This is a genomic window from Knoellia altitudinis, assembly GCF_042666355.1.
Lineage (GTDB): Bacteria > Actinomycetota > Actinomycetes > Actinomycetales > Dermatophilaceae > Knoellia > Knoellia altitudinis.
The window spans coordinates 364,090-376,346 of record NZ_JBHTDK010000001.1 but is presented as its reverse complement, the minus strand read 5'-3'; the positions used below and the strand labels follow the sequence as shown (position 1 = coordinate 376,346).

11 protein-coding genes are annotated in these 12,257 nt (G+C 63.9%); 6 read left to right on the top strand and 5 right to left on the bottom strand.

The features are described from left to right. Positions 1-296 precede the first annotated feature (296 nt). Both ACFQW8_RS01760 and ACFQW8_RS01755 read right to left on the bottom strand, forming a co-directional pair. Positions 297-662 carry a hypothetical protein gene (locus ACFQW8_RS01760; RefSeq protein WP_380085265.1) on the bottom strand — a complete coding sequence of 122 codons (366 nt, stop codon included), beginning with the start codon at positions 660-662 and terminating at the stop codon, positions 297-299. Between the two features lie 755 nt (positions 663-1,417). Continuing rightward, the gene (locus ACFQW8_RS01755) at positions 1,418-1,648 is read right to left on the bottom strand and encodes a hypothetical protein (protein WP_380085264.1); all 231 of its coding nucleotides are present in this window, start codon (positions 1,646-1,648) and stop codon (positions 1,418-1,420) included. Positions 1,649-1,785: 137 nt separating this feature from the next. Here ACFQW8_RS01755 and ACFQW8_RS01750 point away from each other — a divergent pair, with 137 nt between their 5' ends. The 3 genes from ACFQW8_RS01750 (at position 1,786) to ACFQW8_RS01740 (ending at position 4,333) form a co-directional block, all read left to right on the top strand. Beyond that, entirely contained in the window at positions 1,786-2,178 is a 393-nt protein-coding gene (locus tag ACFQW8_RS01750; RefSeq protein ID WP_380085263.1) for a hypothetical protein, read from the top strand. A gap of 344 nt (positions 2,179-2,522) precedes the next feature. Continuing rightward, positions 2,523-3,641: a hypothetical protein gene (locus ACFQW8_RS01745; RefSeq protein WP_380085262.1), complete on the top strand. Its 1,119-nt coding sequence runs from the start codon at positions 2,523-2,525 to the stop codon at positions 3,639-3,641. 266 nt (positions 3,642-3,907) lie between these two features. Beyond that, on the top strand, positions 3,908-4,333 hold the full coding sequence (locus ACFQW8_RS01740) for a DUF4262 domain-containing protein (RefSeq protein ID WP_380085261.1): 426 nt from the start codon (positions 3,908-3,910) through the stop codon (positions 4,331-4,333). A 71-nt stretch (positions 4,334-4,404) separates the two neighbouring features. Here the strand turns inward: ACFQW8_RS01740 and ACFQW8_RS01735 are convergent, their stop codons facing one another. Next, complete coding sequence (locus ACFQW8_RS01735; RefSeq protein ID WP_380085260.1) at positions 4,405-5,031, bottom strand: alpha-ketoglutarate-dependent dioxygenase AlkB; 627 nt, start codon at positions 5,029-5,031, stop codon at positions 4,405-4,407. 318 nt (positions 5,032-5,349) lie between these two features. Here ACFQW8_RS01735 and ACFQW8_RS01730 point away from each other — a divergent pair, with 318 nt between their 5' ends. Continuing rightward, positions 5,350-5,652: a hypothetical protein gene (locus ACFQW8_RS01730; RefSeq protein WP_380085259.1), complete on the top strand. Its 303-nt coding sequence runs from the start codon at positions 5,350-5,352 to the stop codon at positions 5,650-5,652. A 134-nt stretch (positions 5,653-5,786) separates the two neighbouring features. Here ACFQW8_RS01730 and ACFQW8_RS01725 read toward each other — a convergent pair whose 3' ends face one another. Then, the gene (locus ACFQW8_RS01725; RefSeq protein WP_380085258.1) at positions 5,787-6,854 is read right to left on the bottom strand and encodes a hypothetical protein; all 1,068 of its coding nucleotides are present in this window, start codon (positions 6,852-6,854) and stop codon (positions 5,787-5,789) included. A gap of 1,459 nt (positions 6,855-8,313) precedes the next feature. Between ACFQW8_RS01725 and ACFQW8_RS01720 the strand changes: the two genes are divergently transcribed. Next, positions 8,314-9,159, top strand: a complete 846-nt coding sequence (locus ACFQW8_RS01720) for a hypothetical protein (RefSeq protein ID WP_380085257.1) — start codon at positions 8,314-8,316, stop codon at positions 9,157-9,159. A 541-nt stretch (positions 9,160-9,700) separates the two neighbouring features. Here ACFQW8_RS01720 and ACFQW8_RS01715 read toward each other — a convergent pair. Then, a complete protein-coding gene (locus ACFQW8_RS01715; protein WP_380085256.1) occupies positions 9,701-10,840 on the bottom strand; it encodes an NAD(P)H-binding protein in 1,140 nt (379 codons plus the stop codon). Positions 10,841-11,307: 467 nt separating this feature from the next. Between ACFQW8_RS01715 and ACFQW8_RS01710 the strand changes: the two genes are divergently transcribed. Continuing rightward, the gene (locus ACFQW8_RS01710; RefSeq protein WP_380085254.1) at positions 11,308-12,252 is read left to right on the top strand and encodes a cold-shock protein; all 945 of its coding nucleotides are present in this window, start codon (positions 11,308-11,310) and stop codon (positions 12,250-12,252) included. Positions 12,253-12,257: the final 5 nt, after the last annotated feature.

The following is a 12,257-nucleotide window of genomic DNA, read 5'->3' as shown; positions in this document are numbered from 1 at the left end:
GTCATCCGGCTTCACTCTCATGCCGATGAGCGGACGGGCTGTAATCCGATGCCTCGGTGGACTCAGAGAAGAGCTCGACGGACCACCGGACCGTTGATGTGGCCTCGCTGTCCGGGAATGGGCGGCCATGGTGGCGCGATCTTTTCGTCGCGCTCGGCGATCCAGTTTGGCTGTCACACTCTGCTGATGGAGATCCAACGTCTCGAAGCTCAGGTTGTGGCGATAGCCCAGCGAGTGCGCGATGGTGTCAAAGTTGAGGACGATCGCGTAGAGCTCAAAGCCGAGTGGCCCAGCAACTACCACAAGACCGCGCGGCAGATCGCGGGCCACGCGAACGCGGCGGGCGGGCAACCGATCTTGTGGATCTTTGGCTTAAACGAGAGTCGGAATGCAGTGAGGGTCTTGGTGACGTCGATATGGCTGACTGGTGGCCCCAGGTTCGACGACACTTCGACGGGGAAGCGCCCACGCTCCTGCATCACTTGGTTATCCCGGTCGGCGACGATGAGCAAGTGGTGGGCGTCCAAATGAGTACCGACCGTGCTCCATATCTTGTCGGGGTTATCGGTGGCGGCCAAGTCGAACGCGAGGTGCCATGGCGTGTCGGCACTAGCACCTCGACCGCGCGTCGGCATCAGCTGCTTTCCTCTGTAGTCGAGCAAGCCAGCGTGCCCGAGCTAGAGCTAATCAGTGGCAGCATCTGGCTGCAGCAAGGCGATCACGAAGGGGATGAGGTATCCATAATCCGACTGCAGTTGGAACTGTTCGTCTCTGCGGCCGGACCTGCAACTCTCCCTCAGCATCGCCAGCAATGGCTGATCCGCATGAGTGACGGTCTTTCCCTCCCTTTGGACGATGTCCGAATTTACGGGCCGTTTAGGTTCGGTCGTGCTGGCCCCTCGGGTATGCGTTCTCACGACCCTGCCGGGTACGTAGACGTCCTCGAGCACAGTGGGCTAGTGGTAACTGGGTCCGGCCCCATCAGCGCAAGCTGCACTTCGCACTTGGACGACGGCACGATGAGGACTCTCCAGTACGCGCCCACTCTCGAGCTTCTCGTCTACCTGCCCGTTGACCGCGGATCTCACGCCGCTCGGCTTGAGGCAACCTTCAACCACATCCCCGGCTCGGAGAGCGAACCAGAACCCGAAGAGGGAAACTACGTACGTACCCTCGCCCGCTTTCGACGGTCTTAAGCCCCAACTGGCATAGATCTCGTGCGGGTAGACGCTCAATGCGTCATCCCAGATGAGCGTCCATCGCCAGGGACAGCAGTAGCTTTCCCCAAGGCACGCGAGCGACATTCCGTACGGCCTGACGTCCCATCGCTGTGGCTAGAAGGGCGAGACAAGCACGAGCACCAGAACGCCGGCGGCAATGTCTCGGTTGGAGGGGATCATGTAACCGTCCGCGGATGTCAGGGAGAGGCGCTCGGTGACAGGGAGGATCCCGGCGTCGCGGGGGTCATGCCGACCTGCAGGAAGCGCTCGACCATTCTGTTGGTGTACTGCTCAGTCCACCAGAAGAGCGCGGCTCGCCCTTGGTTGGGGAACGCCAGGAACGCCAGGAGCGCGACTGTCGCCGCCCACCGCTTCCACCTGCGCGGGAGCAGCTGCCACCCCGTGTCCCCTGCCTCCATCCATCCCATGGCGGCACCCTTCCAGTCGGCACCGACAGCGGACTTGGTAACCGCAAGCGGTGTGATGACCGGCGGGATAACTAGGCGCTTACGCTGGTAACGGGAAGTACATGGAACAAGGACAGCCTGCTCTCCGTTCCAAGGCCATGAAGCAAATAACCGTTGGCGACCTCCGCGCCGGGGACGTTGTGAGCATCGAGGATCTCGGCCCTGTTCTAGTCACGGAGGTTTCGAGCGAAATCGGTGGCTCGCGATTTATCCATCTCTGTGACCTCAACACCGGTGAGGCGCTTTCGCCCACATACAGCCTCGGCGTGCAGCGGGTGGTCGACCGTCATGACATCGCAGCCGCCCATCACCGATATCGGAATGTCAGTGCGTCGACGGAGCACGTGGAACTCGGTCGCGAGTCAGTCGACATCGCCCCGGAGGGGGTCTTCGGCTACACGGGCATAGCTCGGCCAGACGTCTTTCCCGAGCGGCTGTGGGAGCACACTGAGCTCCCGGTTGAGCATGGCGAGGAACTGCGGCCGATATAGAAATGGACACCAGCCTTGTCGGCCGCGGCGAGCCACGCGCGCCGTGGACTTGGCGTCGTTCCCAGACCGAACGGCCCCGCGAGCAGTTTGATGGCTTCACTCCGTGGCGTGCGCCAGTGCCGATGACCGCGCGTTCGGGAAGGCGCGCCACTCCCCCTTAGTGGTGGCCGCTCAGAGCCCAGCTATGCAGGTCGCCCATCGCCCGGACAGGTAGGTATCTGAGAGATAGCGTCAACGCTGAGGGGTAAGTGCCAGGATCGTGGCATCGGCGCGTTGTCGCGTGAGATCCCTATGATTGCGGACCCGGCGGAACTAGGGCTTGGCAAAGCGGAGGGCGGCTCATCTTGGACGAGGACTTCGTGCTGCGGTGGCCCCGAGCGTTGTTCAAGGCGCAGACAGCGGATCTCCTGAATCGACGGCAAGACCTCAGCGATTGGTCGGAACGCTGCGAGCTGCTCCTCGAGGACGTTTTTACGACCACAACCCCTCTTGAGGAGTTCCAGCGTCTGCGTGAGGCGAGTCGTACAGGAGAGTGGGGTGAGCCCGCGCCTAATCCCTTTGTGCTTACCCCAGAGCAGAAATGGCTGGCCGATCTGCTGGCCCGGGCAGACTCCATTCAGTACGTCGGCTTCCGCCGTCCCTACTACACCGAACGTTTGGGTGGGCGTCTCAACGACCAGATCAGTCTTGAAACAGCAGGGCACGAATTTGATCTCTTGGTCTCAAGCCTAACCCGCCGTGGGTACCTGGAGCAGGTATTCGGGAAGGACTGCCCCGACGATCCCTCGGACGTCAATCCTGCGGACGTGATCGCCTCACTCCACCCCGGCGGTGATCTGTGGCCCATCGACCGAGCAGCCCTGGCGCGGACACCCGGCGACTTCCTGGACCTTATTGAGGTACTTCACGACCTTGTCTCGGCTCCCAGACGGCGTAGGTTCCACGACTGGTCTGGCTGTGGCTGGCACTACCACGAGTTCTCACCTTCAATAGGCCGAGCAGTTTATCGATGGTCGGTCAATCGCATTCTGGACCGCACGACCCTCGGTTTGCGTCTCGCGGAAGAGGGGGAGGACAGAGGCCGGCTTGTGGCAGTGACCGACCGCGCCAGGTCAGATCTCGCGGACCGCATGGTCAGCCGACAGGACGAAAGCACATCGGGAGTCGTTCGTCACGCCATTGCGCTGTTCCGCGGCCGGGGGGTAACGGAGCATGACAAGCGCTCTGCGTGCACGGCACTAGCCCGGGTGCTCGAGGAGCGACGCAGGCTGCTCGAGGACAAGCTTGCGAAGAAGGACGAAGGAGACCTGTTCCTGATTGCGAACCGTTTTGCGATCAGGCACCAGAACGCTCAGCAGCAGAAGAACTACGACCCGCTCTTCCTAGACTGGGTCTTCTGGTTCTACCTCGCCACCATCGAGCTGTCAGATGGTCTCATCGCCCGTGACGAGGGATTGGCCTGACTTAGTACGACAAGAGATGAGGCTGCGTGTCGGCCCCCCGCTTAGGGCTGAACGGGCCAACGGTACTCGCGACGCTGCACCGGTCCAACATGTACCGAGACTGGACTGAGCGGGGGGTTGCGGCTGGCGCATGAGCTGCAGGCTGAAGTAGGTGAGACGTTCGTGGTCGTTCACGACCCCTAATCTCGCCCCCGTTAAACGTCCGCAACTGCCGCGATGCGCGCGGTCCCAGGTGTGTACGCACCGTTGTCGCCTAGGGTGCCAGCGTGGACCCTCTGGACGACCTGCGAGCCAAGATCGACACTTACGGCTGGGCCGTTCGGAACGTATCGGACTCCGACCCGGCGAAGTGCCTTTCGTACACAGTGGGTCTAACTGCGCATGATCATCCCGAAGTCGTCATGACCGGGCTCCCACCAGCGGCCGGCACCGCGTTCCTGAACATGGTCGGCGAAATAGTCGTCCGGGAAGGGGGACGTTTCGCCGCAGGCGAGGCGACCGCGGAGTTGGCGGATGGTCCGGCGATGCCGGTTCTGGCAGTTACCGATAAGACCGACCTCACGGCAGTGGACGCCATCTATGGCGACGTCCCAGCACTTCAGATCGTTTGGACGGACTCGGGGGGACGACTTCCGTGGGAGCCCGGCTACGCAAATCCGCCCGGATCACAGCGACTTCTTGGCTCGCTCTGACCGTCGTCGGATCGTCCGCTCATGCCGCGGAGCGGGCGATGTGGTTTGCCTCTGCGCTCAGGCATGACGGGTCAGTCGGGCACGTATTGGCTCGACGCCGCGAAGTTCACGCTGATCCGTGGGCCGACGAGGGCGTTCTGCTTGGGAACGCAGTGGCGCCAGTCGCTCTGACACCGACCGCCCATGACTATGAGGTCGCCACTCGACGGACGGAACCGCATACTTGGACCGCCCCCCGTCGGGCGAATGAGGAAAGGTCTCGCCGCACCAAGGCTAAGAACGGGGACCACGCACTCGCGCCGACGCGTCGACGCACCGTCCCCATGCCACCCCGTGCTGTCGTGATGGTCGCGGTACAAGTTGAGCCATAAGCGGTCGTAGAGAACCCCGTAGTGCTCGGTCAGCCTACGAGCGACATCGCGCAACTTCACGGGCGCAGTGCTGAGGTCGCGGTACTCCGCGGTCAGTCGCGGCTCCGTCACCATCCGGGTGTACATCCAGCGCCGGCGCTGGGTCCACCCCGAAGTTTCGAGCAGCTCCTCGAACAAGTCGGCGGCGCCGCTCAGCCACCCGGGCACCTGCTCGATCCACGAGTGCTCATCCAGACGCAGCCGGTGCGCGTGCTGGAACGCCTGGCCGACCCGCGGTGCAGCAGTCTCGTTGTCATCCGCGAAAAGGGGCAGGGCCACGTCGGTCATGGGCCCATCTCTACCAGGGGACACCGACAGGCGTGGTTCGTCCGTACACCGTATAGGCACGCGCAGCTCGCGACAGGGGTGTCGGCTGCGACACGCTGGGTGTCGAGCCACTGGTGCGGCTGCGGTCCCGCAGGCATCGCGGGGGCTCCCGCGGCCGGCGCTGGAAGGACCCGGGGCAAGAGCTCGGATGATCGGGCGGCCAGCAGCACGCCACAACTGGACACGGGCCAAGACGTGCCAACTGGCAGGCCAAGCATCCGCTCATGCCGCTGCGCAGGAAGGACCGATGTCGCGGTGCCCTGATGTCAGAGTGGCCGTATGGAGGGATCCGTGGAACAGCCAATACACGTGCGACTCATGGCGGACTACGCAGCCGACCCTGTCTGGACTGACGAGGGTATGGCCGACCTTGAGTACCTGCCGATCTCGCCACGCCTGCGAGATGACCTCCGAGAATGGGCTAGGGAGTGGGAGCTCATCCTTGGCCCGACTTTCCAGGTCAGAGAGAAAGACTCCTATCGACGTTGGCTCGCTGCGGGACGGCGTCACGCCCTCGATCTTCAGAAGGAACTGGGCCCCACATTCGAGGTGGAGTACCGGCACGAGCTTGAGGACGTCTGAGCCCGCGAGCAGTCTGCACTGACATCAGCGTGTGCCGTTTACCGGATATGCCGCGTTGAGTCGCGCGTCATCGAGTCACGCTTGTGGTCATTGGAGTCATGACTTCTGCGCAACCCGTGAACTCCTCAATCTTGTCAAGATCTGAGCTGTCGACGACGGTCTGCCTGAATCGCCCAGTCGTCCTGGTCATGAAGCAGTACGCCGACCTCCACCCCTTCGAAGCGTCCGAGGGAAATACAGGCTGCGTTTGGGCCCAGCGGCAGGCCGAGGACGTGGGTCGTCTGACCGCTGGGAACTAACTCACCATGGTGATCCAGCGCCGCCATGTCCGAGACGATCACGCCGTCGGGTCCAAGCTCTGCTTTGCTCATCGCAGCGCGGACGTAACGAGAGCTGTTGTTCTGCACTTTGAGCCCTAGGGTCGTCAGAGTCGCCTGCACGTCCATTACCTCGTAGGTCTGGCTACGAGATATGCGTATCGGCAGCCCTGGACGGGGGAGTGAGTAGATGCTCCCGTGAGGCCGAAGCAGGCGCGGGTATCGATGATGCAGGCCGGCCATCTCGCCCAGAGCAAGGGAGGCTTCGTGCTCTTGCTGCGCGACGACGAAGCGATTCGCGCCGGAGAAGTCGGGTAGTCGCATGTCAGGCCCGAGAAAGGCTTCGCGAAATCGGGTCGATGGTGAGGCTTCCCGGCTGTGACTGTCCCGCTGCGCTGCGCACGCCATATGAAACGACACCAGTGCTTCATGCTGAAGAAGTGCCGTGGCTCGTTCCAGCGACCTCGCGAAGTCAATTCCCGAGCCACTTGCCGCCCACACCAATCCATACATGACTTCGGCGCGCGCCTCGTCAATGGGCCTGCCGTGTGCATGCCCTAGGGCAGCGGTGAAGTGATCGCGCGCTTGGTTCAGCATCACGCGTCGGTCCTCAAGCTTGCGGTAGGACGGGGCGGCATCGCGGAGCAGGCGATAACCCGCAGTCATGGAGGCGTGAAAAGGGTTGGTAGTTAGGGTGTCGATCTTCTGCTCGATTCGAGCGAGATCCTCGTTCGCCTTCTGCTGACCAGACACGAGAGCTTCGAGAATGGCGGACGCGAAATCCGCGGCGTCGCCCCGGCCGAGGCCCTCGTCCTTTATGGCTGCGCTGAGCAAGCGGGACCCCACCTTGAGGGAGAGGCTGGTAACGAGCGTCTCGATCAGCACGGGGCCTCCACGAATCCCAAGGTGAGGCGAGTATGCCGCGGAAGTCACCCTCACGACTAGCCCCAACGGCAGCGCGTTCCAGAAGCAGAGCTTGGTTCAGGGTCCAAGCGTTGCTACGGCTTCATCAGTCACCGGATCTGGCCACCTCAATCGAAGGCGACCTTGTCTTTGGCTAAGCACCCTAAGGGCCCACGCGCGCAGTTACCGCTCATGCCGCAGGTAGCGATTCTCTCGCTTCAGCCTTCCCCCTCGGTACCTTGAGTGCTATCGGACAGGGAGGCAGAAATGGACGTTTCAGCGGTCGCGCACATAGTCGATGCGCAGATCGGCCCAATCTTGTCCTCGGCCGGTTTCGCCGATCCCACCATGGGCAGCCAGCAAGAGCGGATGCAGGTTCTGTATTGCGCCGACAAGCAGACGGTTCTTCGGAAGTTGCCAGGCCTTCCCGACGGCACCGACGGGCCGCCAGTCCTAGGCTCGTGTTTCGACGTGATGGTCGAGTTGCAGGGCGTTCGAGTCACTGACGTGCACATGGACGCGGCTCCTTGGACGCCGCACTGGACCTGTTCGGCATGGCCGCGGTTGCCACTCGGCTGCGAAATGTATTGGGCTCCTCGGTCGAAGAAGCCGCTCCGGTGGTGGCCGAGGGTGTAACGGTGTTGTTTGTCGACTGTCCTAAGCGCATCGCGTCTGGCCAGGGCACCGGTGCCTCGTAGTCGGACTGGCAAGCCTGCCGCTGGGCGCTAAACGTTCTGCGTGGGCGCGCCTTCGCTTCATTCCCGGTGTCAAAGTGGCACGTTCACCGAACGCACTCATCTGCCGCAAGAAGGATCGATCGCGAAAGTACCCTGAGCCCGTGTACAAGGACTTCTGGCGACTTCACGTGGCTGCGGCGATAGGTGGCCCTTGTGCCTTCGGCCTGGCAGCTAATAGCTCTGGTTGGGCAGCGGTCGGTTGGCTAGCAGCGGCCTTAGGCTGCGTTCCGATCCTGGCTGCCCCCCTTTTAGCCGCCTCAGTCCTTCGCCGACACGGTCCGCCTCCGGGTCGCCACGCGGGCCCGAACCCGCCGAAGTGAAAACCGGGACGACGACTCGACCACGACTCCCAGCATCGGTGTGCTGACCTCGCCGGTCCAGTCTTACGGAAATCCGGAACTGCCGCACTCCGGGCGTTCGTGCGCTTGGCTCGTTCAGAGGTCCCCACCAGCGAGCGCGGGTACGCGCTCCCACTGGCCATCCTCTGGAACCAACAGATCGGGGCTACGCTCCATCCGCGGTCGGGGTCGCACCCACCACGACGCTGATCCCTTGGCCACAGGCCCGACGAACCCGACAACGAGGTGGCTGTGGCCAGGTCCCTGAGTAGGCACACAATCCCGCCGCGGACGCGCGCTCATAGGAGTCCTGAGAATGCGACACTCGGCGCAGAAACCTCGATACGTCACCAAGGCAAAAGGGATATGAGCGATTCAAATACGAAGGCATTGAAGGTCGGCTGGGGCTCGGCAGTCACCGTGGCGGTCGTTGCTGCGGCGCTGATTTCGTTTGTTGCTGACATCGGCCCGGTGCGAACGTTGTACTTTCGGCTCGCGGACGACCAACCCCGGCTGGGGTGGGGCTTGCTCCTCGTGCTTGGTGTCGTTTCCGCGATCGGCCTCACTTGGCAAAGACGTTGGCTCCGCGGCCGCCTGTCGGATGCCAAGGGCCAGCACGAGACGGACTTGAATGAATTGCGTCAGAAGGTGAGCAACTCCGAGGCCCGCACCGAAAAGGCCGAGGTGGCGTTGGCTGAGGCACAGGCAACCGTCGACGCGCTCCGTCAGCCCAGACGTGTCAAGGCTGATGTCGCTCTTGTTGAGAAGACCCTCGGCGAGTTGGGCGAGGGAGGCCGAACGCGCGGGGCCATCGTCGAGGGAGAGCTGGAGTGCAAGTACTTCGATGGGTGGTTGCTGGACACCATGGATGAGTTCCGGCATGAGGCGCCGGAGACGATACAACGCCTCAAGGATGTCCGCCTTCGTGAGGATCTGGGGACTCTCTACGCGGCGATCGAAGAGTTTCGCGGAGGGATGTTTGAGGTGATCTTCCGCCGTCGCGCGAGTGATCCCGGACATGGAGAATTCATGATCGTCCAGCCACCGGAGGGCCCCTGGGCAAGCGAGCGATCCGATGCTCCGTGGGAGGCCTACTACACAAGAGTCCGCGGCATGCAGGCGCAGTTGGGACAGATTAAGGATGCGCTGATTCAAGTCGAGCGCCGACTTCACGATCTGCGCGTCGACTACTCCGAGCCAGCTGGCAGATAGAGGGCTACACCACGAAGTGGTCGGGCTGGCGTGCGATGTGTCGGGGCGTCGCGTCACTGCCAGGCGGATCCCCTCCAAGGCCGCGGTACGACTCACTTGACGTACCTCGATCTGGAGCAGGTAGCCGACGACAGCAGTTCACAATGCCTAGCCGAGGAACGTCCGGATCTGCCGCGGAGGGAGCAGTTGTGGCTACCGGCTCGGCGGAAGCTTCAATCGCGCCTCCTCCACGAAACGCGTCAGTATCCCGAGGGGGACATCGATAGGCCTGAGGGCGGAGAACGCCATGGTGCCGTCCCCGTCCGAGTAGAAGATCTCCAGCGCCGGCCCCATTCCAGGCGTCTCGTCAAGGTCTGTGAGCTCCCAGCCCATGCCGTCGCGGACCACATCGAGGCCATGAGTACTTCGAAGTGGCGACCCTCACATTCCCAGACGTTCACGCGAGCAGCATGCCGGACAACGTCCGCTTCTGCCGCGATGAGGTGACTGATGCCGATAAACGTGCCGTCTAGCGTTGCGCCACCAACTCCATACGGTGCGCTTACGCGTTCGGCAGGACGTCCTTGACCGCGTCGAGCACCTTCGCGAATGTGTGCCGGTCGTCGCCGCCGCTGGCCCAGGCCGGGTCCTGCGGCAGGGGTCCCATCGGGTCTGCGTCCTCGGGCCGCGTCGCGGCCGGAGCGAGCGAGCGGCGGAACGCCTCCTCCAGGCCCACCAGACGGTGTCCCCCGGGAAGCAGCATCTCCAAGAAGTCGTCGTCCGCTGCGACCATGTCGTGACGGAGGCTCTCGACCAGCGCCTCAACCGTAGGGCGGGGCACGTCCGTGAGGCTGCCGACCAGTGTCCCCACGAGCGCCGTCGGCAACAACGGCACGTCGACCTGCGTGCGTTCGAGCTCCGCGTGCGAGGTGTAGGCGTCGAGGAGGGCGCTGTAGCGCAACTTGTCGGGTCCGCCTACGTCGAAGTGCCGCGAAGGGCCGCTGTAGTCGAGCGCGCCGACCAGCGCTTCGAGCGCGTCGACGAGAGCGATCGGCTGCACCATGGAGTCCATCCAGGTCGGGATGGTGTGCACGGGCATTCGTTTACTGACCTGCCGGATGATCTCGAACGACGTGGACCCGCTCCCGAGGAGCACTGCGGCACGCAGGATAACCACGGTTGCAGGCGTGTAGGTCAGGATCCGTTCGACCTCGCGGCGGGACTCGATGTGCTCTGAGAGGTCCTCGTCGGGGACGTTCGGCACGATCCCGGATAGGTACACCATCCGCTCGACACCCTGGACACGTACTCCGTCGGCGAAATTAGCGGCTGCCTCGCGATCGTTCTCAACAAAGTTGTCACCGCCCATCCCGTGGATCAAGTAGTAGACCGCATCCACACCCTCGCAGGCAGCCGCAACCTGGTCGGCGTCGAGCGCGTCCATCACGACGGTCTCCACTCGGTTCCCCCACCACGGCTGCTCGCGGTCAGGGTTGGTCGTGGTGGTGCGCACATCCTGGCCGCGTTCGAGGAGCAGTGGCACCAATCGGCCCCCGACATATCCCGTCGCACCTGTGACCAAGATCTTCAACTCGTCCTCAACTCTCCACGGGTTGTCGGCGTCGGCGTCTGGCCACTTTCCACCGAGCTGACTGTAACCCTGGCAAGGAGCTCGGCCGGTACCCACGGACCGTCCGCTCATGCCGCATGGGTGTTAGTAGATGGGCCTGTTGCCTCTTGGCAGAACTCCCACATGAGTGCGATTGACAGGGAGGTCGCCACGGTGCTCGGTGGGGCCCTGCGGGACTGGTCACGTACGTTGACGCGCGTACCGACGACTACACCGAGGACGACGACGTACGCGCGCTTGAGGACGTAGCCGACCTTCTACACCAGCGTCGCCCAGTGGGCAGGCGAGGCTCCGAGAGAGACGGGGAGAAGAGTTCTCCGGGGTCTTGGGTCTCGAACAGCCACCACGACACCGTTCGCTCAGCCCATGGCGCCGCTCGACAGGGCCTCGCTCACAACGCCCGGGCTTCACGCTCGTGCCGCATCCGTGGGTCGGGCGTGCCAGGACCGTGCGAGCGCTTGTCGGGCGTCGGGCGTCGGGCGCCGTACTATCCGGGACACTGGAGGCAAACCGACCGTAGCTTTGAGAAGGAGTCAACCGTGAGTGAGGGAACCGTCCGCTGGTTCGATGCCGAGCGGGGGTTCGGCTTTATCGCTCTCGGTGATGGTGCAGAGGACCTGTACGTGCATGCATCCGAGATCCTCAGCAACGACGCGATGAAGCTGCTCCGCGAGGGTCAGGTGGTCGAGTTCGAGGTGGGCGAGGGGGACCGCGGCCCGCAGGCACGTCGCGTCCGGGTCACGGCCGACCAGGCCCGCGACACACCATTGGGCGTGCTCGGCACCGTCTCCTGGTACGAGCCGTCCAAGGGGTATGGCTTCATCACGCCCGACGGCGGTGGGGCCGAGGTCTTCGTGCACAGTTCGGCCATCGTGGGGGGCGGCGTGGTCTCGGAGGGGCAGCGGGTGGCGTTCCTCGTCGTCGACGGCGAGAAGGGACCGCAGGCTGACCATTTGCTGCCACTCGGGGCCCAGGCCGCCCAGCAGGCCGTGGCCTCGGACGGGGCGGACGGCACCGTGTCCTGGTACGCCGGGGATAAGGGCTTCGGGTTCATCACCCCGGATTCGGGCGGCCCCGATGTCTTCGTCCACGTTCGGGAGCTGGCCGATGGGCTCCCCGAGCTGGGCGAGGGGGACCGGGTGACGTATGCCGTCGTCGTGAGCGAGAAGGGCCCGCAGGCTCGCGACGTGCGCCTCGCTCCCAGCTCGACACCTCACGGCGCACCCGCGACGTCGACGACCCACGCTCGGTCGGCGCGCCGGGAGGCATCCGACGTCCCGGCGCGCGGCGGCGAGGGAGTGGTCGCGCGCTACGACGCAGAGCGGGGATTCGGTTTCATCTCACCGGACGCGGGAGGTGCGGACCTATTCGTGCACGTGTCGGTTCTCAGAGGCGCAGAGGCGCTGGACCAGGGCGATCGGGTCCGGTACCAGGTGCGACAGAGCGATCGAGGCCCACAGGCGGACCGCGTCGAACGGCTGTGACCGTG

Bases quoted from the DNA above. Each gene is read 5' to 3' on its own strand.
- ACFQW8_RS01755 (WP_380085264.1), bottom strand. From the start codon at position 1,648: ATGGGATGGATGGAGGCAGGGGACACGGGGTGGCAGCTGCTCCCGCGC.
- ACFQW8_RS01750 (WP_380085263.1), top strand. From the start codon at position 1,786: ATGAAGCAAATAACCGTTGGCGACCTCCGCGCCGGGGACGTTGTGAGC.
- ACFQW8_RS01735 (WP_380085260.1), bottom strand. From the start codon at position 5,031: ATGACCGACGTGGCCCTGCCCCTTTTCGCGGATGACAACGAGACTGCT.
- ACFQW8_RS01730 (WP_380085259.1), top strand. From the start codon at position 5,350: ATGGAGGGATCCGTGGAACAGCCAATACACGTGCGACTCATGGCGGAC.
- ACFQW8_RS01720 (WP_380085257.1), top strand. From the start codon at position 8,314: ATGAGCGATTCAAATACGAAGGCATTGAAGGTCGGCTGGGGCTCGGCA.
- ACFQW8_RS01715 (WP_380085256.1), bottom strand. From the start codon at position 10,840: ATGAGCGGACGGTCCGTGGGTACCGGCCGAGCTCCTTGCCAGGGTTAC.